20 protein-coding genes are annotated in these 26,198 nt (G+C 34.9%); 14 read left to right on the top strand and 6 right to left on the bottom strand.

The genetic code is table 11. The features are described 5' to 3' along the window. Positions 1-92 precede the first annotated feature (92 nt). The 9 genes from FDY99_RS08735 to FDY99_RS08695 all read left to right on the top strand — a co-directional run bounded on the left by FDY99_RS08735 (position 93) and on the right by FDY99_RS08695 (position 13,754). A complete protein-coding gene (locus FDY99_RS08735) occupies positions 93-2,831 on the top strand; it encodes a TonB-dependent receptor (RefSeq protein WP_139420770.1) in 2,739 nt (912 codons plus the stop codon). 12 nt (positions 2,832-2,843) lie between these two features. Then, a complete protein-coding gene (locus FDY99_RS08730; protein ID WP_139420768.1) occupies positions 2,844-4,907 on the top strand; it encodes a DUF5689 domain-containing protein in 2,064 nt (687 codons plus the stop codon). Positions 4,908-5,040: 133 nt separating this feature from the next. Then, a complete protein-coding gene (locus tag FDY99_RS08725; RefSeq protein WP_139420766.1) occupies positions 5,041-5,670 on the top strand; it encodes an NAD(P)H-dependent oxidoreductase in 630 nt (209 codons plus the stop codon). Positions 5,671-5,700: 30 nt separating this feature from the next. After that, a complete protein-coding gene (nadB, locus tag FDY99_RS08720) occupies positions 5,701-7,278 on the top strand; it encodes an L-aspartate oxidase (RefSeq protein ID WP_139420763.1) in 1,578 nt (525 codons plus the stop codon). A 20-nt stretch (positions 7,279-7,298) separates the two neighbouring features. Further along, positions 7,299-8,159 (top strand): carboxylating nicotinate-nucleotide diphosphorylase, encoded by an 861-nt coding sequence (gene nadC, locus FDY99_RS08715; RefSeq protein ID WP_102980410.1) that lies wholly within the window; start codon positions 7,299-7,301, stop codon positions 8,157-8,159. A 212-nt stretch (positions 8,160-8,371) separates the two neighbouring features. Continuing rightward, on the top strand, positions 8,372-11,020 hold the full coding sequence (locus tag FDY99_RS08710) for a TonB-dependent receptor (RefSeq protein WP_139420761.1): 2,649 nt from the start codon (positions 8,372-8,374) through the stop codon (positions 11,018-11,020). 89 nt (positions 11,021-11,109) lie between these two features. After that, the gene (locus FDY99_RS08705) at positions 11,110-11,541 is read left to right on the top strand and encodes a hypothetical protein (RefSeq protein ID WP_102980408.1); all 432 of its coding nucleotides are present in this window, start codon (positions 11,110-11,112) and stop codon (positions 11,539-11,541) included. Positions 11,542-11,571: 30 nt separating this feature from the next. Continuing rightward, positions 11,572-12,564 carry an aspartate-semialdehyde dehydrogenase gene (locus tag FDY99_RS08700; protein ID WP_074230843.1) on the top strand — a complete coding sequence of 331 codons (993 nt, stop codon included), beginning with the start codon at positions 11,572-11,574 and terminating at the stop codon, positions 12,562-12,564. Between the two features lie 194 nt (positions 12,565-12,758). Further along, positions 12,759-13,754, top strand: coding sequence for a cation diffusion facilitator family transporter (locus FDY99_RS08695; protein WP_139420759.1), 996 nt, complete (start codon positions 12,759-12,761; stop codon positions 13,752-13,754). Between the two features lie 335 nt (positions 13,755-14,089). Here the strand turns inward: FDY99_RS08695 and FDY99_RS08690 are convergent, their stop codons facing one another. Both FDY99_RS08690 and xrtF read right to left on the bottom strand, forming a co-directional pair. Continuing rightward, entirely contained in the window at positions 14,090-14,530 is a 441-nt protein-coding gene (locus FDY99_RS08690; protein WP_102980404.1) for an exosortase F system-associated membrane protein, read from the bottom strand. Further along, on the bottom strand, positions 14,517-15,047 hold the full coding sequence (gene xrtF, locus FDY99_RS08685) for an exosortase family protein XrtF (protein WP_139420757.1): 531 nt from the start codon (positions 15,045-15,047) through the stop codon (positions 14,517-14,519). The genes FDY99_RS08690 and xrtF overlap by 14 nt, the downstream gene beginning before the upstream one ends. 50 nt (positions 15,048-15,097) lie before the next feature. Between xrtF and FDY99_RS08680 the strand changes: the two genes are divergently transcribed. The 5 genes from FDY99_RS08680 to FDY99_RS08660 all read left to right on the top strand — a co-directional run bounded on the left by FDY99_RS08680 (position 15,098) and on the right by FDY99_RS08660 (position 18,792). Continuing rightward, a complete protein-coding gene (locus tag FDY99_RS08680) occupies positions 15,098-16,120 on the top strand; it encodes an aminoglycoside phosphotransferase family protein (RefSeq protein ID WP_139420755.1) in 1,023 nt (340 codons plus the stop codon). A 164-nt stretch (positions 16,121-16,284) separates the two neighbouring features. Beyond that, positions 16,285-16,695, top strand: a complete 411-nt coding sequence (locus FDY99_RS08675; protein ID WP_074230848.1) for a RapZ C-terminal domain-containing protein — start codon at positions 16,285-16,287, stop codon at positions 16,693-16,695. A gap of 97 nt (positions 16,696-16,792) precedes the next feature. Next, positions 16,793-17,506, top strand: coding sequence for a nucleotidyltransferase family protein (locus FDY99_RS08670; RefSeq protein ID WP_139420752.1), 714 nt, complete (start codon positions 16,793-16,795; stop codon positions 17,504-17,506). A gap of 5 nt (positions 17,507-17,511) precedes the next feature. Next, positions 17,512-18,264 (top strand): LOG family protein, encoded by a 753-nt coding sequence (locus tag FDY99_RS08665; protein ID WP_139420750.1) that lies wholly within the window; start codon positions 17,512-17,514, stop codon positions 18,262-18,264. Between the two features lie 57 nt (positions 18,265-18,321). After that, positions 18,322-18,792, top strand: a complete 471-nt coding sequence (locus FDY99_RS08660; protein ID WP_139420748.1) for a DUF6702 family protein — start codon at positions 18,322-18,324, stop codon at positions 18,790-18,792. Between the two features lie 349 nt (positions 18,793-19,141). Here FDY99_RS08660 and FDY99_RS08655 read toward each other — a convergent pair whose 3' ends face one another. From FDY99_RS08655 to dnaB, 4 genes are all read right to left on the bottom strand, one after another. After that, complete coding sequence (locus tag FDY99_RS08655) at positions 19,142-21,412, bottom strand: T9SS type B sorting domain-containing protein (protein ID WP_139420746.1); 2,271 nt, start codon at positions 21,410-21,412, stop codon at positions 19,142-19,144. Between the two features lie 196 nt (positions 21,413-21,608). Next, positions 21,609-23,861 (bottom strand): T9SS type B sorting domain-containing protein, encoded by a 2,253-nt coding sequence (locus tag FDY99_RS08650; RefSeq protein WP_139420744.1) that lies wholly within the window; start codon positions 23,859-23,861, stop codon positions 21,609-21,611. Positions 23,862-24,017: 156 nt separating this feature from the next. Further along, positions 24,018-24,494, bottom strand: coding sequence for a ribonuclease HI (rnhA, locus tag FDY99_RS08645; RefSeq protein ID WP_139420742.1), 477 nt, complete (start codon positions 24,492-24,494; stop codon positions 24,018-24,020). Positions 24,495-24,575: 81 nt separating this feature from the next. Then, positions 24,576-26,153: a replicative DNA helicase gene (gene dnaB, locus FDY99_RS08640; protein ID WP_074230855.1), complete on the bottom strand. Its 1,578-nt coding sequence runs from the start codon at positions 26,151-26,153 to the stop codon at positions 24,576-24,578. Positions 26,154-26,198: the final 45 nt, after the last annotated feature.

Here is a 26,198-nt window from a genome sequence, read left to right as displayed (position 1 = left end):
ATAGAATAAAGTACTAAAAATGTTTTAGTTAATGAAAATAATCCTAAATTTGTTGCCCCTTAAATAAAGAAGGTGTAAAAAATAAGTTTATTATGATTAAAAAACTATCCCTAATCTCTTTGTTTACACTATTACCTGCCTCTTATTATTATGCGCAAACTACTGTTTATGCGTATGTTAAAGGTCAGGATGGTAAGCCTGTAGAGAGAGCAGAGGTTGATCTTGAACAATCTGTCGATGATGTAACTGCAGACAAAATCGGTTACTTCCAGTTTGTAGATTTGAAGCCAGGACATTATCTTATTACAGTTACAAAACCAAATTTTGAATCTAAAATCTTAGAGTTTGATGTAACAGCCGATGAGAAAAGAAAAGACTTAGGTGTTATTGTGCTAAACAATAGTTTGGGAACAGATGCCGGAGTTGTTGTGATTGATGACTCTGCAACTGATACTGAAGACGGAGGATCTGCAATGCAGCCTACTGTAGGGCTTTTGAGCTCAGGTAGAGATGCATTTCAAAATGTTTCTGCTTTTGAATTGGGAGCATATTGGTTCAGACCGAGAGGGGTAGATAACCGTTTCGAAGACGTAATGTTTAATGGTGTTTCGATGTCTAAAAATGATGATGGAAGAATTGACTTCAACAACTGGGGTGGTTTGAATGATGTAACAAGATATCCTTATGAAAATGTAGATAACATTACCCCTTCAGAATATGCTTTCGGTAATTTAGGAGGTGTTGCTTATTACAATACAAGAGCTTCTTCTTACAGAAAACAGACATCTTTAGCCTATTCATTTACGAATAGAAGTTATTTGCACAGAGCAATGGCAACTTATTCTTCAGGAATGACTAAAAATGGTTGGGCCTTTACAGTTTCTGGAAGCAGAAGATGGGGAGATCAGGCAATCATCGATGGTGTTTACCAAGATGCTTATGCTTATTTTGCTTCAGTTGAGAAAAAATTCAGCGAAAGACATTCAATTAACTTCACTGGTTTTGGTTCTCCTACTTATAGAGCATCAAATTCTCCAAATACTCAGGAAGTTTATGACATTATGGGTAAAGATTACAACTCATACTGGGGATGGCAAGATGGTGAAAAGAGAAACTCAAGAATCAGAAAAGTATTCGAACCGATGTTTATGCTTACTGATTATTTGAAGATCGGTAAAAATTCAAACTGGATCAATACAGTTTCTTACCAAATCGGAAGCGATGCAAGAAGTAGGCTAGACTGGTTCCACGCAGCAGATCCAAACCCTACTTATTACAGAAAATTACCAAGTTATGGTCTTTTAACAGCTGACGAATTCAGAGCTCAGTCACAAATCGACTGGAATAGTCTTTATCAGGCAAACTACCTTAACAATCAAAATATGGATGGCTCTCAAAGAGGTGCCGTTTATACAATCGTAGAGGATGTAAATAGAGATAAAACGTTCAACTTTGCTTCTCACTTTGATACAAGATTAAAAGAAAACTGGAAATTAAATGTTAACTTTAATTATCAGAATTTAAGATCAGATAACTTCAGAAGGGTTAAAGATTTATTAGGAGCGAATTATGCTAATAATCTTAATGCATTCAATAACGATGTGCAATACAATACGGATGATACAAATACACAAGTAAGAGTAGGAGACAGAACACAATATTCTTATGAGCTTTTGAAAGATCACTATTCATTAAATGTTTCTACAGAAGTAGATTTCAACAAATTTAATGTTGTAGCATCTATCTTTAGTTCTTACTCAGAATCTCAGAGAGATGGTGATTACAGAAGTGGAATTGCTGCTTTTAAAGATAATTCTAAAGGGAAAAGTGCAATTTATGATGCTTTAGATGCAGGTATTAAAGGTAAAGTGACTTACAAGATCAATGGTAAAAACTTTATTGTTTATAATGGTGCATTCTTTAGCTTAGCTCCTACGTTGAATGAATTGTACATCAATCCAAGAGCGGTAGATTTTTTGACTCCCGGAGTTAAAAACCAAATCATTAACTCAAATGATTTAAGCTATATTATGAGAGGTCAGGTTCTTAAACTAAGACTTTCTGGTTATTATACTAAAATAAGTAATTCTACAGAAATTTCTAGATATTATGCTGCGGTAAGTGACCAGACAGGATCTGCAAATACTTTGATTAATGAGGCTATGACGGGTGTTGATAAAAGATACATTGGTGCAGAGCTTGGTTTTGACGTGAAAATTACACCAACATTAAATGCAACTGGAGTTGCTAGTATTGGGGAATACAAATACACAAATCGTCCAGATGTATATTCTTTTGATGATTTAAATACTATATCGAGATATAGAAGTTATGGAAAAGCAAATATCAAAGATTATAAAGTCGCAGGAACTCCACAAAAAGCATTTTCATTCGGTTTAAAATATAATTCACCTAAATATTGGTGGGTAGGAGCATCGGCAAATTATTTGATGGATCAATATCTTGATTTCTCAGCATTGAATAAGACTCCTTATATGTATACAGATCCTGGGACAAATGATCCTTATGCAGGTGTTACACCAGAACTTATTCAGCAATTAACTGCGCAAAAGAAATTTGATGATCAGTTTATGTTAAATGCTAATGCAGGAAAATCTTTCAGAATTGGTGAATACAGATTGGGGATAAGTGTATCGGTAAATAATATTCTGAACAACAGAAATTATGTTACAGGTGGTTTTGAACAAGGGAGATTGGCTAATTTCCCCGGTGTTCTTGAAGAATCTCAGAGACAAACACCATATTTTGGACCAAAACTTTGGTATGACAGAGGAACTACTTTCTTTACAAATGTTTATTTAAGATTCTAAAACAAGGTAATAATGAAAAAATATAATTCAATTTTAAAGTATATTTTCGTGATGATTGCAGCGTTGGTAATTGCCGGTTGCGTACACGATGATAAATATAATGAGCCCAATCTTGATGGCTATCAGTGCGCAGATCTTACTGCGACAATGACGCTTACTCAGTTGAGAGCGAAATATACAACTACATCTTTCACTTTTCCAGATAATTCTACTGATATTGTAGAAGGATATGTTTCATCAACAGATGAAACAGGAAATATTTACAAAACAATTTACATTCAGGATAAGCCTGAAAATCCTACTCAAGGATTTGTGATCAGTGTAGATGCTGTAAGTACATATACAAACTATCCTCAAGGTTCTAAAGTTTATATTAAACTTGCAGGTTTATCTTTAGGAACTTATGGTGGTGTTGTACAATTAGGAGTGAAAAATGGAACTGAAACTGCAGCAACTTCAGTATCAAGAATTCCTGAAAAACTTGTACCTGCAAAAATTTTCAGATCTTGTTCTGTTAGAGCGAATATTGTTCCTAAAATCATGACTTCATTACAGATGGTTTCTGCGAACGATCAGTATATCGGATGTTTGATTCAAATGGATAATGCTGAATTCGACAGCAGAATCTTATGCACAAATTATGCTCCAAACGGAGTTACGGTTGATAGACTTATCAGAGATAACAGTACAGCTACAACAAGAGTGGTAAGAAACAGTGGTTATGCATCATTTGCAAATCAAATCTTGCCTTCAGGAAATGGTAAATTTGTTGGTATTTATAGTAAATTCAATAGTACATACCAAATGTATATCAATAAGGCTACAGATCTTGAGATGACTAAATTCCCAAGACTCGATGGTATTGCATCAAACCCTTGTGAATACAGCGATAATGGCTTAACTCAGAAAACAGTTGCAGAAGTAAAGCAATTGGTAACAAGCCCGCTTACTTTAATCACTGGTGATTTTGTATTGAAAGCAAAAGTAATCGCTAATGATAAATCTGCAAACCTTTTCAAATATATTTATGTTGAAGATGCTACAGGAGGTATTAGAATTAATATTGATAAAGCAGATATGTTCAATGATCCTCGATTTGTTGTAGGTAAAGAAGTTTATGTGAAGCTTAAGAACTTATATGTAGGAGCTGTTAACGGAGAGATTCAGTTGGGAGTTCCATTCAGTGGAGCAGTTGGTAGAATTGCTGAAGCAGATGTTTACAAATATTTCTTCGATTCTAAAAAAGCAATTACTGCGGTTACGGCTACTGAAAAAGCAATCACTCAATTTACAATGGCTGATGTTGGTAGATGGGTTAAGATCAAAGATCTTCAATTCATTGCCGGAGATTTAGAAAAAGTATATGCTTCTGGTGCAGTTACAAACAGAACTTTAGAAGACTGTTCAGGAAACAAAGTTTTATTGAGAACAAGTAACTTTGCTGATTTTGCAGGTCAGGTTATTGAATCTGGGAAAGGTGATGTTTATGGGGTTTTAAGTATATTTAATGGTACTTACCAACTTTGGATTACAGATGTTTTGGGTGCAGATTTAGATGATCCAAGATGTGATGGCTCAGTTTATACACCACTTCCAGTATTGTATAGTGATGGTTTTGCTGCAGGTGGTTTTAGTTCAGATTGGACGGCTGTTAATGTTGCTGGTACTCAGGTTTGGAATACTTCAAGCCAAGGTAATGGAACCAATTATTATGCGGTAATGAGTGCTCCACTAGGAAATGCTGCAAACGAAGACTGGTTAATTTCTAAATCAGTGAGTTTAGTAGGTAAAACTAAAGCAGCTGTAAACTTTATTAGTGATGTAAGATACGGCGGAAATGCTTTACAGGTTTATGCTACAGAAAATTATACAGGAAATCCTGCAACAACTACTTGGGTTCTTTTACCTGCTGCATTAGATACAAACAATGCTGCATTTGGTGACTGGGTAAGTTCAGGAAACGTAGATTTATCAGCATTCTTAGGGAAAAATGTAAGAATTGCATTTAAATATACATCAACATCTGCTGCTGCTGCAACGTGGGAAATTGATGATTTCAAAATTAAAGGCCAGTAATTAACTGATTCATTAAGATTTATAAAGGATCTGTCTCATCATTGAGGCAGATCCTTTTTTATTTAGAGAATTTCCAAATAGATATTTTACTTAAAGCAGGCTTTATTCAGCATCAATTCTTAAATTTGTTGTTATGAATTATTTGGAAGCTTTAAGCAGAAGATATTCTGTAAAAAAATTCAACCCCGAAATGATTATTCCGCAAGACATCCTTCTCAATATTCTTGAGTCTGGAAAACTGGCGGCAAGCTCACTGGGACTTCAGCCTTATAAAATATTCGTAGTGGAAAGTTTAGAAATGAAGGAGAAGTTAATACCGGCTTTCTACAATCCTTCACAAATTTCTACATGTTCACATCTCATTATTTTAGTTTCAAAAAAAAATATTGAAGAGACATATCTTGATGGATATTTCAGACACATCTCCGAAGTGCGTCATCAGCCTGTAGAAAGTTTAGATTTATTCAGGAATAGTATTACAGGTCATTTTGGAAGACAGGAACACGATGATATTTTAAACTGGGCAGAAAAACAATCTTATATCGTTTTAGCCAATTTAATGTATGCAGCTGCGATTGAAAGTGTTGATACATGTCCAATGGAAGGTTTCAGGCAAGATATCATTGAAGAGATTTTAAATATAGATTCTGAAAAAGAAAAAGTAACGGTTACTTTGGCTTTGGGCTACAGATCAGAAGAAGATCAATTCCAACACATGAAAAAAGTAAGAAAACCAAACGAAAAATTGTTTAAATTTATTTAATTATTTAGACGATTGTCTTAAAGCAAGAATATGATAAAAGCGGATGTATTAGTGATTGGTTCCGGAATTTCCGGATTATCTTATGCCATAAAAGTTTCAGAACAATTCCCCGATGCCAAAATAATCATTGTAACAAAATCAGACGAGGACGAGAGCAATACCAAATATGCTCAAGGTGGTTTGGCGGTGGTTACCGATTCTAAAAATGATAATTTCGAAAAGCACATCGAAGATACCATGAGAGCCGGCGACGGCGAAAACAAACGTGATGTTGTAGAAATGGTGGTAAGAGAAGCTCCTGCAAGGTTTAATGAAATTGTAGAATGGGGTGCCAATTTTGATAAGAAAAATGGCGAATTTGCTTTAGGAAGAGAAGGAGGTCATACGGAAAACAGAATTGTACATCACAAAGATATTACTGGTTTTGAGATTGAAAGAGCTTTGCTTCAAACGGTTAAAAATAGCCCGAATATAGAAATTCTCGATCATCATTACGTAATCGATATCATTACGCAGCACCATGTTCCCGGAAAAGAATTAAATGAAGGTGAAATTAATTGTTATGGTGCCTATATTTTAGATGAAAAATCAAAAACAATAAAAAAAATTACTTCCAAGATTACGTTGGTTGCTACTGGTGGAGCAGGGCATGTTTATAAAAATACGACCAATCCTACCATTGCAACCGGAGACGGAATCGCTTTCGTTGCTCGTGCAAAAGGGAAAGTGACCAATATGCAATATTATCAGTTTCATCCGACTGCTTTGTATAGCAAAATCGATGGAATGTTGTTTTTAATTTCTGAGGCAGTTCGTGGTGACGGAGCAAAATTGAGGACCAAAAGAGGGGAGAAGTTTATGCAGAAGTATGATGAGAGGGAAGAATTGGCTTCTAGAGACATCGTTGCAAGAGCTATTGATGCCGAAATGAAAATCACAGGTGATGAATATGTTGGTCTCGATTGTCGTGAAATGAATCAGGAAAAATTTCTAGAACATTTCCCAAATATTTATAAAAAATGTAAAAGTGAAGGGGTTGATCCTTTCACTCAATTGATTCCTGTAGTTCCGGCATGTCATTACTTGATGGGTGGGATTGATGTTGATAAAGACGGACAATCTTCATTGAATAATTTATTCGCTGTCGGAGAATGCACCAATTCCGGACTTCATGGAGCAAACAGACTGGCTTCAAATTCTTTATTGGAAGGTTTGGTTTTTGGCCACAACGCAGCGATGAAAACGGTAGAATTATTAAAAGAAAATAATTTTAATTTTGATGATTTAAAAGCCGTTCCGGAATGGAATGAAGAAGGAATGAAAATCATTGACGAAATGGTGATTGTTTCTTACCTCAGAAAACAGCTTCAGGAAATGATGAGTAATCTGGTAGGAATTGTTAGAAGTAATAACAGGCTGAAAATGGCATTGCAGAAACATGCAGAAATTGCTGCTGCCGTTGACGAAATTTATCATTACTCTATCCTCTCGCCGCAACTTTCAGAATTAAGAAACCTTACAACAGTTGCACATCTGATTATCACCCAATCGATGGAAATGACTCAAAATAAAGGTGCATTTTACAATAAAGATTTAGTTCAAGCATAATTGATTATTAAATAAGGATCATGAAAAGACCAAGCTACGCTACAGATAAAGTTTTAAAGCAGTTTATAAAAAATGCTTTAGAAGAAGACATTCAGGATGGAGATCACTCTACTTTGTCTACAATTCCTAAAGACCTTCAGCAAAGTGCAAAACTTTTGGTAAAAGAAAACTGTATTTTGGCAGGTGTTGAGCTGGCCGAAATTATTTTTAAAACTTTTGATAAAAATTTAGTAGTTGAAAATTATATTAAAGACGGTGACGTTGCAAAAGCAGGCGATATCGCATTTATTGTAACAGGAAGTGCAAGATCTATTCTTTCAACGGAAAGATTAGTTCTCAATTGTATGCAGAGAATGAGTGGGATCGCTACATTAACTCATGATTGGGATTCTAGATTAATCGGTACAAAAACAAAACTTTTAGATACGCGAAAAACCACACCTAATTTCAGGGTTTGTGAAAAATGGGCAGTTGCTATCGGTGGCGGAACCAATCACAGATACGGTTTGTATGATATGATTATGTTGAAAGACAATCACATTGATTATAACGGAAGTATTACCAACGCCGTAAAAATGGCAAAAGACTATGTGAAAAAGTCGAAGAAAAAGCTGAAGATTGAAGTCGAAACCAGAAATCTTGAAGAAGTACAGGAAGCAATTAATGCAAAGGTCGATAGAATTATGCTCGATAATATGGATGTTGCCACAATGAAAAAAGCAGTTAAGCTAATCGATGGCACGTGTGAAAGCGAAGCTTCCGGTGGAATTACAAGAGATCAGCTGAAAGATATTGCTACCACAGGAGTTACTTTTATCTCTGTCGGAGCACTTACTCATTCTGCTAATAATATCGATTTAAGTTTAAAAGCTGTTATGTAAAACATTATATTTTTAATAAAAACAAAGGTATTTTGTTAAAAATTAAATAATATGATTTTTTTCACCTCATAATTCGGTTTTTGTATTTTGTTCTGAAAATCAACAGATTAAGCTTTGTTAAGAATAGTTAAAAATTAACATTCAGTTAATAATAGTTAAATTTTATTTGTCGAATTTTGCATAAAATTTAATTCTAACTATTACTTACGATTATGAAATTAATCAACAAATCGATGCTAACTGTGTTAATCACGCTTTCTACGGCAAGTGTATATTACGCACAAGAAACTCAAGACTCGGTAAAAACCAAGTCTAAAGACATTGAGGAAGTTATTTTACAAGGTGTAACCGATATCGCTAAAGATAGAAAAACACCAGTTGCTGCTTCTACTATTAAGGCAGCACAAATCATCGAAAGATTAGGAAATCAGGAACTTACTGAGATTTTAAACACAACGCCATCAGTGTACGCTACAAAATCAGGAGGTGGTTTTGGAGATGGAGGTATCACCATGAGAGGTTTCGAATCAAGAAACATCGCTGTAATGGTAAACGGTATGCCTGTAAATGATATGGAAGGTGGTTCTGTTTATTTTTCTAACTGGACTGGTCTTGCTGATGTAACTAGTTTCATGCAAACTCAGAGAGGTTTAGGTTCTTCTAAATTAGGAATCGCTTCTGTTGGAGGTACAATGAACTTCATTACTCGTACAGCAGATATGAAGAAAGGTGGTGTAGTACGATTAGGAGTAGGTAATAATGATTATTTAAAAACTTCATTCGCTTACAATACCGGAAAAAGTGACAATGGTTGGGCTTCTTCATTCTTAATGAGTAGAACTGCTGGAGGTACTTATATTGAAAATACTGACTTTGAATCATATGCTTATTATTTTGCATTAGGATGGGAGGCAAACAAAAAGCATAACTTCCAGTTTACTTTGACGTCTTCTCCACAATGGCACGATCAAAGAACATACGCTTCAACGATTTTTAATTATATTAAATTCAATCCGGATAATGATGGTTCTCCGTACAGACAATACAATTCTGATTTCGGATATAAAACTGGAGCTAATGGCGACAGATATGCTATTGCAAACAGATCAAACTATTATTCAAAACCGGTAATGATGTTAAACTGGGACTGGACGATGAATGAAAAGTCTAAGTTAAGTACAGTTTTATATATGTCTAACGGTAGAGGTGGTGGTACCGGTGACCTAGGTAGAGTCGCAAACAAAGGTATGACTGGTTTCTACGATAACACAGGTCATTTCGATTATGATGCAATTTTCGCAGCTAATGCAGCTGTAAACCCATATGCGCCTAATGCAGCAAATGGTGGAACACTTATTAGAAGAGCAAATGTTAATTCTCACAACTGGTATGGTATTTTAGCTAATTTCCAACATAAAGTAAACGACAATTGGAGTTTCTCAGTAGGAACTGATGACAGATATTATTACGGATATCACTATCAGGTAATATCAGATCTTTATGGTGCTACAGGTTACAAAGATAACAAAAACGCTAATGTTGCTCCTAATGTAGTAAGCAATGTATATGATTACAAAAAACTTTCTTGGAACCCTTTTGGCGGGAAAACAGCTCCTATAACTGACCAAGTAGGATTTAGTAATGATGGAGAAGTTCTTTGGTATAGCGGTTTTGCTCAGGTAGAATATACTAAAGATAAATTATCTGCATTCTTACAAGGATCAGTATCAAACCAATCTTATCAGAGAATAGATAACTTCGTTAAAGACGGTGTAACTAGACAACCTAGTCCAACTACAGGACAGATTGTGAATACTAAAACAGGATTTAAAGATCTATTTGGTTATAACATCAAAGGGGGAGCTAACTATAACATTAACGACTATCACAACGTATTTGCAAACGTAGGTTATTACAGCAAGCAGCCGTTTATGAACTCTGTATATCCTAGCAACTATCAGGTATTGAATCCTAGTTTGACTAACGAGAAAATCTTCTCAGCAGAAATTGGGTACGGTTTCAGGTCTCCTAAATTATCAGCAAATGTTAACCTTTACAGAACTGAATGGAAAGACAGATGGTTAAGAAGAGGTAGTCAAATATTCGATATTGCTGATCCAGCAGCACCTGGAGGAATTGCTCAGGTAAATGGATACTCTGAAATCAGTGGTATTACCCAATTACACATGGGGGTAGAAGTAGATGCAGTTTATAAACCATTCCATTTCTTAGAATTCCAGGGTATGTTATCTTATGGTGACTACCAATATAAAGGTAATGCTACAGGATCTAATTTTGATGACAACAACAATCCAGTTGCTGTAGTAGGTAATAAAACTACCAACACACTTTATTTGGATGGAGTAAAAGTAGGAGGAAGTAGTAATAACAGTATTCCACAAGTTACAGCATCTTTAGGTGTTACGGCGAGACCTGTAAGAGACCTTAATATTTATGGTACTTGGAGATATGTTGGGAAGTTATATTCTTCTATCGATGCAGCAACGTTCACTACGGTCGCTAATCAAGAAAGAGGGTCTCTTCAATTGCCAGATTTCAATCTTTTTGATATAGGAGCGTCATTTAAAATCAGATTAAAAAACACAGCTCAGTACTTTACAGTAGGAGCAAACGTTTATAACTTGTTTGACACTACTTACATCGCTGATGGAGCAACAAATAATTTTGTGAAAAATGTTGGAGATTTCAAAACTCCTACAAATACAGATGCACAAGCACAGGCATTGTATAATACTTACATCAACAATCCAGCGAATTTCTACAAAGGTATTGATACTTCAAACAGAGTATTCTTTGGATTCGGAAGAACTTGGGCAGCCAATTTATCTTTCAACTTCTAATAAATTCATTTTTATTACATATCAAATCCCAGCTTTATCGCTGGGATTTTTTTATATTTGTATACTTTAAAAATAGAAAAAATAGAAGTATGGATTTTTACAAAATTTTACTGAGTGCCCATAAAGGATTTGCCTATTTGGAACTTGGATTAACAGCACTATTCATCGTCGCTTTATTAACCGTAATGTTCGGATATAGCGGGAAAGTAAACAAGTTACTGAAGAAAGTTACTTTATTTACTATGATCTTCTTCCACGTTCAGTTTACGATCGGGATCGTTATGCTGATCATGAACTTTACTAAAGGATTGGATATGGGAGCTGTTATGAAAAATGCGGATCTTAGATTTCAGTATGTAGAACATCCATTTTCTATGTTAATTGCTGCAGTTTTGATGACCATCATCAACAAAAAAGTAAAATCTAATGATACCATTTCTTTAGGAATTGTAATCATGGGATTAATTGCAGTAGGTTTATTTGCTTTTGCATTTCCATGGACAAGAGTCTTTGGAGCTTAATTATATTAACTTAATTTTTTTTAAACAACAATGAAAGTAGCTGTAGTAGGTTCAACAGGAATGGTTGGACAAGTGATGCTTAAAGTTCTCGAAGAGAGAAATTTCCCTGTAACAGAATTAATTCCGGTAGCTTCGGAAAGATCTATTGGTAAACAGGTGAAGTATAAACAGGTAGATTATACTATCGTAAGCATCGACGACGCTATAGCTGCCAAACCTGATATTGCAATTTTCTCTGCAGGAGGCGATACTTCTTTAGAATACGCTCCCAAATTTGCTGAAGCAGGAATTACCGTAATCGATAATTCTTCAGCTTGGAGAATGGATCCAACTAAAAAATTAGTTGTTCCGGAGATCAATGCTGATGTTTTAACAAAAGAAGACAAGATCATTGCCAACCCAAACTGTTCTACCATTCAGTTGGTAATGGTTTTAGGTCCGTTGAATAAAAAATACGACTTAAAAAGAGTCATTGTTTCTACCTATCAGTCTGTAACTGGAACCGGAAAAGCTGCTGTAGATCAGTTGAACGGAGAAATTAGCGGAGATGATTCTGTTGCTAAAGTTTATCCTTATCAGATCTTCAAAAATGCATTACCGCATTGTGATGTATTTTCGGATGATGATTATACTAAAGAAGAAATTAAATTAATGAAAGAGCCTAAGAAAATTTTAGGTGACGATACATTCAATTTAACAGCAACAGCGGTAAGAGTTCCCGTTCAGGGAGGTCATTCTGAAAGTGTAAACATCGAATTTGAAAACGAATTTGAATTGGATGAGGTAAGAAAAATCTTATCTGAAACTCCGGGAGTTGTCGTAATGGATAACGTAAAAAATAACGAATATCCTATGCCGTTCTATTCAGAAGGCAAAGACGAAGTTTTCGTCGGAAGAATCAGAAGAGATCTCTCGCAACCGAAAACACTAAACCTCTGGATTGTAGCAGACAATCTGCGAAAAGGCGCTGCAACCAACGCAGTACAAATTGCAGAATACTTGGTAGCAAACAACTTAGTATAAACTAACAAAAAAGAAAAGAGTCTCCAAAAGAGATTCTTTTTTTTATCAAATAATTTTTGGTTGATAGTAATTAGTTGTCAGTTGATGGCTAAACAAGTTCTGAAAGGACGATTTAACAAAGGATAGGATAAAATCCTATCAAAAAAGCATTGAAAATTTTGATATTTATTTAAATTTCAAACTATTAAAGAAAAATGGCAACAAAAAATATCAATAAAGACAAAATAGGCTTCCAGAAAATCATTGCCGTTTTCGGAGTCATTTTATTCATCGGAAAAATCATCGCGTGGAAACTCACAGATTCCGATGCTGTATTTTCTGATGCTATGGAAAGTATTGTTAATGTTATCAGTGCTTTTATGGGATTATATTCTTTGCATTTGGCATCAAAACCAAAAGACGAAGACCATCCTTACGGACACGGAAAAGTAGAATTTGTCACCTCCGGAATTGAAGGAGCATTGATTGCCATTGCAGGAGTAATGATTATCTATGAAGGGATCCACAGTTTGGTGACCGGAAAAACGCTTAGCGAATTAGATTGGGGAATTGCCATTATTGCAGCAACCGCCATTATCAATTATATTTTAGGATATATTTCAGTTAAAAAAGGGGAACGAGAAAACTCTTTGGTTCTCATATCATCAGGAAAACATCTTCAGTCAGATACGATTACCACATTGGGGGTGGTGATCAGTTTAATTATCGTGTATTTCACCAAAATCTATTGGATTGACTCTGTTGTTGCCTTAATATTCGGTTTCTACATTATTTTCGTAGGCTACAAAATTGTTAGAAAATCGCTTCGTGGGATTATGGACGAGCAAGATCCCGAACTTCTAAACAACATTATTGATCTTCTCGAAAAAAACAGAAAAATAGAATGGATTGACATTCACAACATGAAAATCCAGCAGTTTGGTTCGTCACTTCACATCGATGCGCACATCACTTTGCCATATTATTACAGCCTTCGCGAAGCGCATAATCAAATGGAGCAGGTGATACTTCTTTTAGCCAAAAACACCAAACGTACCGTAGAATTCAATTTCCATATGGATGATTGCAAGACCATTTCTTGCCCACTTTGTCAGATCATGGATTGCCCTGTACGAAAACAACCATTTGTAAAAAGAGTAGAATGGACGGCAGAAAATGTAACAAGAGTCGAAAAACATACTGTCGATTAGTTTTTTTAGAAGCTGTTTCCCGCTCTACGCTCATACTCCTCACACAACCGCATTTCCATCTCTTGTTGCGGGGTAACCGCTGCGATCGGGGCTATAAAAACGCAAACCTAACAGGTTTTCAAAACCAGTTTGTCTTAACTATGTATAAAAAAATTGTGTTTACGGTAATGTAGTCAGGAATAGTTGCTGTATAATTCATTGAATCTATACAAAATCATTTATATAATTTTCACAAAAACACTCCGTAGGAGTGATATCTGTGTAGCAAAAATTAATATCATCACAGCGAGGCGCTCCGTAGGAGCGCTATCTTAATATTTAAGATTTCTTTTAAATTAATTTGAATTCCTCAACATCATTTGCTTTCTGTAATAAAACAAAGGAACAATCAAAAGTAGAATCAAAGGCTGTATCACAAACCTCCTCATATAAAAAGAGAAAAGATAACCAATATCAAACCTGTCTGAAATACAAAACAGATAGATCGGAAACGTAATCACGAAAATAATCGAAATTAAGACCGCTCCTTGAACTGTCCATTCCTTATTTTTAAATAAAAAATGAATGATAACACATGAAAAAAATAGGTTTAAAACAAACCTGAAAATATGACTGATAATCAGTTTTCCCCATTCAAATTCAGGAAAAGGAATATCTTTATTGCCTTCATGGAAAAAATTCAAAAAAGGATCGTAGAAAATCTGGTCTTCCAGCATTCTCACTCCAACTAGTCCGAAAACTCCAACGATAACCAGAAACCAATTAAGAATTTTCATTTTTCAAAGCAAAAAATTTAATCCAAACTAACCAAAGCAAAACCACACTTCCGTAAATAACGGCCGGAAATAGATAATCATGTGACATTTTGCTGTATTGCGGGTGATCACTGGTTACAATATTCAGTCCGACAATTCGTAGAACATTCATGACGTATAGTGCTATGATACTGGCTGCAACGAACACGAAAGTTTTAATTCCCTTATAAAATGCAAAAATAAAAGACATAAAAAGAATGATTACCGAGACAGCATTACAACCTTCAACCATTCTTGTTACATATTGGTTTTTTACAATATAGCCAACCTGTTCATTGGGAACATCATCAAAAAGATGGGTCGGGAAATTCATTTTATTCTGAATAAACATCACATGATCGGCAATTATTCGCGAATAAGGATCAAGACCTTGTGCTTTAAAACTGGTAAGATAAAACTGATACGCAAAAAGCAGCACCAAATAAATGATGATAAAGCGTAGCAAAATACCCAAAACAGGCTTAAAGTCTTTTAACATGCTGCAAAGATAGCAATTAGCACGTAAATTAGTATATTTGTTACCATATTATGACTTCTGAAAACGCAAAAAGATTTTTTGAAAACCATTTTGGCGAAAAATCAACTCAATTTCTTACGTTAGCTCAAAGCGGTTCTGCAAGGGTCAATTTTTTGGCTCAAAATCAAATCGGGAAATACATCATTACTTATAATGAGAATATTGCCGAAAATGAAAGTTTCCTGTATTTCTCAGAACTGTTTTCTGAACTGAATCTAAACACACCGAAAATATTCTCTGTTTCAGAAGACCGGAAATTATATATTCAGGAATTTTTAGGAGAAAAAACTTTTTCAGAAATCATTGCAGAAGAAGGTTTGTCTGAAAATGTAAAGACTTTGGTAAAGCAAACTCTTAAAGAGCTTTTTGAACTTCAGGAAAAAACAAACGGAAAAATAGATTTCCAAAAAACTTTTGAATACGAAAGTTATGACGAGCTTCCGGTAATGCATGATTTGTATTACTTTAAAAATTTCGTTGCTGATGTTTTAGAATTAGAATATCACAAATCATCTCTACTGAAAGAATTTAAAGAAATCATCAATCTGATACAAAACCTTGAGCCGAAAGGTATAATGATTCGGGATTTTCAGGCAAGAAATATAATGGTCAATAATGAAAATAAAGTTTCTTTTATTGATTATCAGTCTGCAATGAAAGGTCCTTTAATGTATGATGTCATTTCATTTTTGTTTCAGGCTAAAGCCAATTTTCCTGAGAATTTCAAAAACAAAATGCTTAATTTTTACATTCAACAGTTTGAAGATAAAGAAATTCAGTCTCAACTAAAAAAATCGGTAAAACCGATTCAGATGATGAGGTTTTTACAGGTTTTGGGAGCATACGGTTTCCGTGGACTGATTCAGAGAAAGCAACATTTCATTGCAAGCCTCGATAAAGGCATTCAAAATATTACAGAATTTTCAGAAGGTTGGGATGAGATGAAAAATTACCCAGAGCTGAAAAAAGTAATTGAACAGCTGAGTTCTGAAAAAGTCAAATTTAAAATATTAGAAATATTAAAGGTAAATTAAACCATTAAGGATTAAGGTTGATTAAACTCAAGGTTTGTCATTCCGTAGAAATCTCAACTCTTGAATAGAATTAACTTCGCTTAGATTCCTACGGAATAACAAAGAGAATTTAAAAACGAATAATCAATTATCATTTATCAACAATCAATTATAAATAATAAAACATGCTACACATAGACATTCACAGTTTTTCATATAAAAAAGGAGGAATCCCTAAAGACGACTCTGGAAACGGAGGTGGTTTTACATTCGATTGCCGAGGAATTTTAAATCCGGGAAGAGTAGAAGAATATAAAATCCAGACCGGAAACGATATTGGAGTTCAGGAATATTTAGAAACAAAAACAGAGATGCCTCAGTTTTTAGAATTAATTAAAAACTTAGTTTCAATTAACATTGATAATTATTTAGGAAGAGGTTTTGAAAACCTGCAAATCAATTTCGGATGTACCGGAGGACAACACAGATCGGTTTATTCGGCCATTAAAATTGCTCATTTTATTGAAGAAAAATATGGTGATAAAGTAGAAATAAGTCTTCACCACGACGAGCAACACCAACTTAATCATAAGTAATGGGTGATGTGCAATAAGTAATATATTAGTTTTCGCTATTATTATTTATTTACATGTTTTTAAATTACTTATTACCAATTATTTATTACCCATAATTATGAAGGCATTAATTTTTGCAGCAGGAAAAGGCACCCGATTGAAACCTTTTACGGATCATCATCCTAAAGCTTTGGCTAAAGTGAATGGCGTTCCGCTTTTAGAAAGAAATATAAAATATCTCAAAAGTTTCGGGATTACTGACTTTGTGATCAATATCCATCATTTTGGGGATCAAATCGTTACGTTTTTAAAGAAAAATGATAATTTTGGTTGTAAGATTGAAATTTCCGATGAGTCTGATGAGTTACTGGAAACAGGCGGTGGTTTGATTTTTGCTAAAGAATTCCTCAATCATAGTGAAGACTTCCTGATTATGAATGCCGATATCCTTACCAAGATCAATATTGATGATTTTGTAAGCTATCACAAAGAAATTAAAGATTTTGCTACCTTAGCGGTTTCAGACAGAGAGAGTTCTAGAAAATTGTTATTTAATGATGACTTGGTTTTACGAGGCTGGCTTAATGTACAGACAGGAGAACAGCGTCTTGCAGAATTCAACAAGGGATTCAGACCTTTGGCTTTTAGCGGGGTGCATTGCATTAATCCTGTTATTTTTGACAAAATAAAAAGAAAGGGAAAGTTTTCTGTGATGGAAGAGTATCTGGATTTGATGCAGACTGAAAAAATACACGGTTTTGTGCACGACAGCATTTTAGTTGACGTAGGAAGACCGGAGTCTGTAATTGAAGCAGAAAAATATTTTAAATAATTTGAATGAGAACTGAAGGAACAAGAGACGAAAGTTTAGAAAATACAGAATTAGATATCAACGAAACTAAATTACATAATAGTTTACGCGAAAAAACCTGGGACGAAACCATTACCAAAGACAGCTGGATGGTTTTCAAAGTAATGGCAGAGTTTGTAGATGGCTACGAAAAAATGGCAAGAATAGGACCTTGCGTTTCTATTTTCGGGTCTGCAAGATTGAAACCTGAAAGTAAATATTACCAAATGGCTGTTGAAATTGCTGAAAAAATCACCAAAATAGGTTTCGGTGTAATTACAGGAGGTGGTCCCGGAATTATGGAAGCCGGAAACAAAGGAGCTTTCAATGCAGAAGGAAAATCAATCGGGCTAAATATCGACCTTCCTTTCGAACAACATTTTAATCCGTATATTAACAAACTGTATTCGCTGAATTTTGATTATTTCTTTGTAAGAAAAGTGATGTTTGTAAAATACTCTCAAGGATTTATTGTTATGCCGGGAGGATTTGGTACATTAGACGAACTTACTGAGGCAATGACTCTTATTCAAACCAATAAAATAGGACGTTTTCCAATTGTTTTGGTAGGATCTGAGTTTTGGGGCGGTTTGCTGGAATGGTTTAAAGAAACATTACTAAAAGAAGGAATGATCTCTGATGGTGATCTTGATCTTTACCGTGTGGTAGATAGCGCAGACGAAGCAATAGCTCACATTAAGGCTTTTTATGACAAGTACTCTGTGAACGTTAACTTTTAATTGGCATCAAATTTGACCAAATATATTTAGCAATATGCTGTAAATCTATAAATTGAGATGAAAAAAATTTTATATATATCGGGTATTTTTACATTGATTATACTGATGAGTTTTTCTGTGGCAGACTTTTTCTCGTCCATGACAAAAGCAGATTATGTTGATGGTAGCAAAACGCTAAAGTTTACGATGAAAGTAAATACAAGCCATATTTCTGATGCGATTAAAATCAACAGAAATACTGCAGGATTTGAAGCTGAAGTAAAAAAATATGTAAATAATAATTTTGATGTATTTGTAAATGGCTCTCCTCAAGCCTTAACCTTCACGGGAAGTCAGGTAAGCGGAGAAACGGTTTGGGTGTATTTTGAAGCCGGAGGTATTTCTGATATTAATACTTTAAAAATAAAAAACACATTACTTTTGAGTGCGTTTCCTAAGCAAATAAACCTGGTAAGCATTGCATATAAAGGAAACCAGAAAATGATGAATTTTCAGCGCGGAAAAGAGGTAAATGAAGTTTCTTTTTAAAAAGAATTTCTAATATGAATAATGAAATCATTGCTTTTGCAGTGGTTTTTTGTTTTTCTTATGATACTTAATAATTATTTGTAAAACTTTTAATGAGAATTTTAATACTGGAAGATAAACAAAGCTGTTTGACTACGTAATTTATTTCAGAAAGACAAAATTTAAAATGCATAATGGGGTGAGAATTATATTTGAAGATAAATTAAGCTTTCTTAATTTCTTTTAATCGTTCAATAACATAGATTATTTAGTATTAAAATTATACTAACGGATGACATTAAATAAAAAAAGAATCCATCTCACGAATGAGACAGATTCTTTAAAATTAAGTATAGTTTGAAAAAAAAAATTATTCCCTGTTTTTTACAATAATCCAACCAGATAATTTTACCGGAGTTTTGGTTTTATTGTTTTCGTTCCATGTTACAGAATACCAGTAGCTTCCTGTAGGAACTTTTCTTCCATTTGCAGTTCCGTCCCATTTGTAATTATTGGTTTTGTCCCCCTGATGAATTTTTGCTCCATATCGGTTGTAAACACTGAATGTTAAATCTATTTTACTTCCCAATGCAGAATAATCTATCACATCGTTACGACCGTCTCCGTTTGGAGTGATTACGTTAATGATATTAGGAACCGTAACTTCAGTTTCCATTGGTTCACAATCGTAAGAATCTTTTACAAAAATCTTGTGTACTCCTCTCGAAAGTCCTTTAAATACATTAGAAGCTTGCCAAGTTACATTATCTAAAGAATATTGGTAAGCAGGAGTTCCACCATTAGCATAAACTGTAATTGTTGTTGCAGCGACATCAACTGATGTAATTACAGGTTGCTCCGAAGCAAATACTTTTACATTTTGAAGAGCAGTACAGTCTCCTGTTTTCAGTTTCACCCAGTAAGTTCCAACTCCTACGTTTGAAATAGTTTGAGTAGTCGCACCTGTGCTCCATTCGTAGCTATCAAAACCTGTTCCTGCATCTAATGTCGTTTTATCTTCTACGCAGATGATTTTATCTTTTAAAACTGTCGAATATACTGGTGGAATTACCGTTAAAGTAACCTTCGCAATTGCATAACATCCGTTTGCATTGGTTACTTTGATGTAAACTACACCATTTGGAGCAATGTAAGGATTAGTCGTGATTATTTCGTTGCTTCCGTTGATGGCATCTTGTAATGACGGGTAATATTTTTTTGTTATTCCGGTCTGTGGGGTTACTGTCGCATTGGTAAGATTAAATGATCCCATTGAAACATTATTTTCCAGGAAACATGATCTGAGAGTTGCATCGTTTACAACAACAACAGGGAAGTGATTAAGAGTAATAACTGCATTATCTGTACATCCTTGTGGAGTGGTAACTTTTACATGAACTGTTGCTCCGTTTGTGGCAGGATAATTTGCCCAGTTTAGGATTTCACTAGTTCCTGCATTAAGGTTAGCAAGGGTAGGATAATATCTTTTTGTAACACCCGGAAGTGTAGTTACAGCAGCGGTACTCAAATCGAAGTAAGCAAGTCCTGCATTGTTATTGTTACAAGCTGTTATCGTGGCATCATCTGCGGCAAACGGACTCGGATTTAAAATAATTCTTGCATCACCATTATCACATAACGTAGATGAAGGATCTTTTATAACTACAGAAATTGTAGTATTCCCAGAATATTGAAAATTTGTAGGAGTTGCAATAGGCGTAGAGCTTCCTAAAACATAATAAGTGATGATATAGTTTCCCGGGTTGTTTACAAACTGATTGGCATAAGAAGTTAAATCTACAAATCCGTTTCCAGTCGCAGGGTTTGTACATACAAACGGAGTGATGCTGTTTTGTAGAATCGGAACTTTATCAATAAATATTTTCGCATTTTTTATAGAATGTCTTGCACTTGCTAATCCTGTCCCTGCGGAAAATCCGAAATACCCTTGAGTCATTCCAATTGCACCTCCTGAAGGAGCGAAAGAAGTATCAGTGATAAGCACACCGTCTATTCTTATTTGAATTTTCCAATTATTAATATTAGCAGCATCTACTTCACCATTTACTTCAACATGCTTATAATTAGCTCCTACAAAGGCTTGGGTAGGATTAAGATCCGCAGAGTGAAAAGTACTATTAGCCGTCACATTATATTCAATATTTGGGCTTCCGGAAGGCACATTATTTGTTCCATATAGAACATGGACTTTACTCATCTGTCCTTCTGTAGAGTTGTTGAATATATCAAACGCAACCATTAATCCGTTTGCATTTGCAGGGATTCCGAGTCCGCCTCCGGTTGTAAATGTAGTTGGAGGATTAGAAAGATACCAAAATGTTAGACCGTCACCTCTTCCGTAAGCGGCTGTTCCGTTTCCGTCTATTCTGAAGTCAAATTCAACTTTCCATTTGTCACAATATTTTAGGTTGATAGGATTAGAAAGCTTAATCGCTCCAAACTTACTTATTTGATCTGCAGTAAGCTGTACAAAGTCTCCAGTTGCTGTTGCAGACGGAACGATGTCCCATCCTGTTGTATTGATTACAGGTGTACCGGTGAGTTGATAAGTTTGGGCATTGATTTGGGTATTGAATATTGTTAGTATTAACAGAAAAGTGGTGAGTAAAAGTTTTTTCATACTTACTTTAATATTTATTATTTGGTAAAATTATTCGTTTTTTTGTTTAAAATAAGGTTAAAAAGGTAAGGAAGTAGCTATTGAGTATTAAAAAATAATAACTGAATATAGTCTGCTTACTGCTTATTATTGCTTTGTTGATGAGGGTTTTGAAATTTAAAAAACACCACGTTAAAGTAAGTGGTGCTTTTTAGGATTACTCCCTATTTTTTACCAATACCCAGCCGTCATATTTTGTCTCTGTATTGTTTTTGTCGTTTTCTGTCCAGGTTATAGAGTACCAGTAAGTACCGGTTGACAATTTTTTACCTCCGGAAGTTCCGTCCCAAGTATAATTTCTTAGTTTGTCTGCTTGGTACTTCATGTTTCCATATCTGTCATAGACTGTGAAGATAAGATTCTTCTTATAAGCAAGAGCTGAATAATCAATGAAGTCGTTCACATTATCGCCATTTGGTGTGATTGCATTGATAAGATTCGGAACTGTTACCTGAATGTGTGTAGGATCACAATTATAAAAATCTTTCACAAAAATTTTATTTTCACCTCGTGGAAGTCCTGTAAATACATTAGAATCTTGCCAGTTGATTCCGTCTAAAGAATATTTGTATGGAGCAACACCACCGGAAACATTCACAGTAATGGTATTGTTAGTAATATCTATGCTTGAAATGACTGGGTTTGTTGCTAGTTTTACAGTTACAGCTTGTAATGTGTAGCAGCTTCCTGTTTTTAATCTTACCCAATAATCTCCCACTGCTACGTTTGAGATAGATGAAGTTGTAGCTCCTGTGCTCCATTCGTAACCATCAAATCCTGGACCTGCATATAATGTTGTTCTGTCATCAATACAGATTGTTTTATCTTTTAAAACTGAAGATCTTACCGGAGGACTTACTTTCAAAGTTATTTTTTTAATAATATAACAGCTGTTTGTACCCGTTATTTTTACATAGACCTCTGTAGATTGAGAAATGTACGTAATAGGAGTGACGATTTCGTTGGTTCCGGCTAATGCATTTGCCAAAGTAGTATAAAACTTTTTAGTAATACCAGCTTCAGTAGAAACATTTGCTGTGGTCAGATTAAATAATGCTGCAGTTGGAGTTGCTTCAATAAAACATGATTCTAATATAGCATCAGTTGACACAGGCAAAGGATAGAATACAAGTGTAATCTCTGCATTTCCGGTACAACCTTGAGGCGTAGTTACTTTTACATAAACCTTTCCTGGAGCCGAAACGTAAGCTGTAGGATTTGTGATTTCATTTATCCCTGCATTTAAATCAGCTAATGTTCTGTAATACTTTTTAGTAACACCGGGAACTGCTGTCACATTCGCTGCAGAAAGATCAAATGTTGCAGTAGTTGCACCATTATTGTTACATGCAGAAAGTGTTCTGTTGGTTGCCGTAAACGGCGAAAGGGTAAGGATGATTTTTCCGTCAGGATTATCGCAAAGGATTGCACTATTATCTCTGATGATAACATTTACCGTTGTATTGGCATTAAACTGATAATTGATAGGTGTTGTAATAGGAGTACCACCAACAGAATAAGTGAAAGTATAGTTGGCCGGATTTGCAACAAACTGAGAATTAAATGATGTTAAATTCGCCGTTCCGAAACCTGTTGAGGGATTAGGGCAAAATGATTGTGTTACTGAAGATTGTAGAATATTTACTTTGTCAGTATATATTTTAGCATTTTTAATAGAGTGTCTTGAGCTTGCAGCACCTGTCGAAGCAGAAAACCCAAAATAACCCTGAGTCATTCCTATAGCAGCACCTGATGGAGCAAGTGTTTGATCAACCACCAAAACATTATCAATTTTTATCTTAATAATCCAATTTGCAGGATTAGCACCACTTACCTCTCCAGTCACTTCAACATGTTTGTAGTTTGTTCCTACAAAAGGTTGTGTAGTAATAAGATCGGGAGTGTGGTAAGTGCTTCCTGGAGTATTGTTGTATTCGATATTGGAGCCTGTGGTATTGTTAACACCATATAAAACATGTACTTTGCTCATTTGTGCTTCTGTGCTATTGTTGAAAGTATCAAAACCAACCATCAATCCTGTTGCATTTGCAGGAATTCCTAAACCACCACCCGAAGTATAAGAAGTAGGAGGATTTGATAAATACCAAAAAGCTAATCCATCTCCTTTACCATAATTGGTTGTTCCGTTTCCGTCAATCCTAAAATCGAATTCTACTCTCCATTTGTCGCAGTACTTAAGATTAATTGGGGCATTTAATTTAACACCACCCACTTGACTTATTTGGTCCGCTGTAAGCTGAATAAAGTCTGTGTTAACGATTGCGCCAGGTACAATATCCCAACCCGTTGTTATGACAGGATTCCCTGTGAGCTGATAAGTTTGGGAGGAAAAATTTCCGGAAATACAAAGTACAAAAAGGGTAAAATAAAACAGTAATTTTTTATTCATTTATTAGGATACTTCTATTAGACGTGTAAAGATATTGAATCTTTGCTAATAAATGTATGCATAATGTTAATTTTGTAGAAAATTTTGATTATTTTGTAATGAAAAATATTAATGATAACGAAAAGTTGAATATGATAAGCGTTATGTTAGTTTGATTCAAAATAGAGAATTTTTTTCCAAGTCCTCAAAGTAAGTATCTACTTCAAGATTTTGCGAGCTTGCGGCTGCAACTGCCAGTTTATCACAAAGCTCGTTTTCAAAATGCCCTGCATGACCTTTTACCCAATGCATTTTAGGAGTATGCTGATTAAAAAGTACAACAAATCTCTTCCAAAGATCCGGGTTTTTTACGTTTTTCCAGCCTCTTTTAATCCAACCTGAAATCCAGTTTTGGTTGATGGCATCAGATACATATTTGCTGTCGGTAAAAACGTGAATGTCATTTTCTGTAGATTTTAGCTTTTCTAATGCAGTGATTACAGCCAGAAGCTCCATTCGGTTGTTGGTGGTTTTTCTGAAACCTTTTGAAAATGTTTTCTGATAATTTTTTTCGGGAACACGCATCAAAATTCCGTAACCTCCTTTCCCGGGGTTTCCGCTACAAGCTCCGTCAGTATATATTTCAATTCTCATTTAAGATAAGTTGCCACGAATACACGAATTTCTTTTTTAAAACATTCGTGCATTCGCGGCATTAATTTATTGAATTAATTTTTAAAACGGAAAATCTTCTTCATCATCAAGATCATTCATAGAAGATCCTGAAAGTTTAGAATTGTCTGGTAAATCAAACGCAGCTCCTGGCTGTATCGTTGTTTTAATTTTTTCAAAACCACTTGGTTCGCCAAGCGTATTTGAATAGCCCATTCCATTGGTTGCCTCTTCAATATTCCCAAATTTTGCAAAATGCTTCAGGAAAGATAATCTTACATCCGCGGTAGCACCATTTCTGTGTTTTGCAATAATTAATTCGGCTTGGTTTTCGGTAGAAGTTTCAGCTCCATCTTCATCATTATCCCAAACAGTGATTTTATAATATTCAGGTCTGAAAATAAATGATACGATATCTGCATCCTGCTCAATTGCTCCGGATTCCCTTAGATCAGAAAGCTGAGGTCGTTTTCCAGGACGCGTTTCCACACTTCTTGAGAGCTGAGAAAGTGCTATTACAGGTACATTTAATTCTTTTGCAATCGCTTTTAATGAACGTGAAATCATGGAAATTTCCTGTTCACGGTTTCCGCCGCCTTTTCCGCCACCTCCTGCAGTCATCAGCTGAAGGTAGTCGACCATGATTAATCTTACTCCATGTTGCATTACCAGTCTTCGGCATTTTGCTCTAAAGTCAAATATGGAAAGGGAAGGAGTCTCATCAATATATAAAGGAGCATTTTCTAATTCTGATACATTGGAAAATAGTCTTTGCCATTCTTCATCGTCCAACGTTCCTTTTCTTAGCTTTTCTGATGAAATTTTTGTTTCGGAAGCAATCATCCTTGTGATGAGCTGCACCGATGCCATCTCTAATGAGAATAGCGCCATCGGAATTTTGTACTCTACGGCAATATTTCTCGCCATTGAAAGAATGAATGCTGTTTTTCCCATCGCAGGACGTGCTGCGATAATGATAAGGTCAGAATTTTGCCAACCTCCGGTTTCTTTATCAACATCTCTAAATCCTGATGGTACACCAGAAATTCCTTCTTTGTCTTTTAAAGCTTTAATGATGTCAATAGCTTCCTTTACTAAAGTATTGGCGGTATCGAATCCTTTTTTGATGGTTCCATTTGTGATTTCAAAAAAAGACTGTTCAGCCTTATCTAAAAGTTCGAAAACATCGGTAGATTCTTTATAAGAATTGTCAATTACGTTTGCTGAAACATTAATTAAACTTCTTAAAATATATTTTTCAAGAATTACACGTACATGGTATTCGATATGGGCAGATGAACTTACTCCCATCGTAAGCTCGATTATATAATGGTCTCCTCCTGCAGAACTGAGTTTGTCTGTTTTTCTCATTTCCTGAATAACAGTCATAATGTCAACAGGGTGGTTTCCTTCATACAGTTTTAAGATAACAGAAAATATAACCTGATGTCTCGGATCATAAAAGACTTCAGGAGTAAGCAGGTCGATAGAATGATCGAGCCCTTTTTTATCAATTAAAAAAGTACCAATTACCAATCTTTCAAAATCTATTGCATTAGGAGGCATTTTTCCGTCTGCAATCGATAGTTCCCTTGCAAAGTTCCCTTGTGTAAGAGAAGAGAGTGTTTCTTTCTGCGCCATTGTGCAAAGATAGTTTTTTTAAAAAATAATTTAAAAATAGTAACT

It is taken from the genome of Chryseobacterium mulctrae (genome assembly GCF_006175945.1).
Lineage (GTDB): Bacteria > Bacteroidota > Bacteroidia > Flavobacteriales > Weeksellaceae > Chryseobacterium > Chryseobacterium mulctrae.
Note: the sequence above shows the minus strand (reverse complement) of the source record. Positions and strands in the feature narration are given on the sequence as shown.

Bases quoted from the DNA above. Each gene is read 5' to 3' on its own strand.
- FDY99_RS08665 (WP_139420750.1), top strand. From the start codon at position 17,512: ATGAGAACTGAAGGAACAAGAGACGAAAGTTTAGAAAATACAGAATTA.
- FDY99_RS08735 (WP_139420770.1), top strand. From the start codon at position 93: ATGATTAAAAAACTATCCCTAATCTCTTTGTTTACACTATTACCTGCC.
- FDY99_RS08680 (WP_139420755.1), top strand. From the start codon at position 15,098: ATGACTTCTGAAAACGCAAAAAGATTTTTTGAAAACCATTTTGGCGAA.
- FDY99_RS08710 (WP_139420761.1), top strand. From the start codon at position 8,372: ATGAAATTAATCAACAAATCGATGCTAACTGTGTTAATCACGCTTTCT.
- FDY99_RS08705 (WP_102980408.1), top strand. From the start codon at position 11,110: ATGGATTTTTACAAAATTTTACTGAGTGCCCATAAAGGATTTGCCTAT.
- FDY99_RS08655 (WP_139420746.1), bottom strand. From the start codon at position 21,412: ATGAAAAAACTTTTACTCACCACTTTTCTGTTAATACTAACAATATTC.
- nadB (WP_139420763.1), top strand. From the start codon at position 5,701: ATGATAAAAGCGGATGTATTAGTGATTGGTTCCGGAATTTCCGGATTA.
- FDY99_RS08690 (WP_102980404.1), bottom strand. From the start codon at position 14,530: ATGAAAATTCTTAATTGGTTTCTGGTTATCGTTGGAGTTTTCGGACTA.
- dnaB (WP_074230855.1), bottom strand. From the start codon at position 26,153: ATGGCGCAGAAAGAAACACTCTCTTCTCTTACACAAGGGAACTTTGCA.
- FDY99_RS08730 (WP_139420768.1), top strand. From the start codon at position 2,844: ATGAAAAAATATAATTCAATTTTAAAGTATATTTTCGTGATGATTGCA.
- FDY99_RS08725 (WP_139420766.1), top strand. From the start codon at position 5,041: ATGAATTATTTGGAAGCTTTAAGCAGAAGATATTCTGTAAAAAAATTC.
- nadC (WP_102980410.1), top strand. From the start codon at position 7,299: ATGAAAAGACCAAGCTACGCTACAGATAAAGTTTTAAAGCAGTTTATA.
- FDY99_RS08695 (WP_139420759.1), top strand. From the start codon at position 12,759: ATGGCAACAAAAAATATCAATAAAGACAAAATAGGCTTCCAGAAAATC.
- xrtF (WP_139420757.1), bottom strand. From the start codon at position 15,047: ATGTTAAAAGACTTTAAGCCTGTTTTGGGTATTTTGCTACGCTTTATC.
- FDY99_RS08650 (WP_139420744.1), bottom strand. From the start codon at position 23,861: ATGAATAAAAAATTACTGTTTTATTTTACCCTTTTTGTACTTTGTATT.
- FDY99_RS08700 (WP_074230843.1), top strand. From the start codon at position 11,572: ATGAAAGTAGCTGTAGTAGGTTCAACAGGAATGGTTGGACAAGTGATG.
- FDY99_RS08670 (WP_139420752.1), top strand. From the start codon at position 16,793: ATGAAGGCATTAATTTTTGCAGCAGGAAAAGGCACCCGATTGAAACCT.
- FDY99_RS08660 (WP_139420748.1), top strand. From the start codon at position 18,322: ATGAAAAAAATTTTATATATATCGGGTATTTTTACATTGATTATACTG.
- rnhA (WP_139420742.1), bottom strand. From the start codon at position 24,494: ATGAGAATTGAAATATATACTGACGGAGCTTGTAGCGGAAACCCCGGG.
- FDY99_RS08675 (WP_074230848.1), top strand. From the start codon at position 16,285: ATGCTACACATAGACATTCACAGTTTTTCATATAAAAAAGGAGGAATC.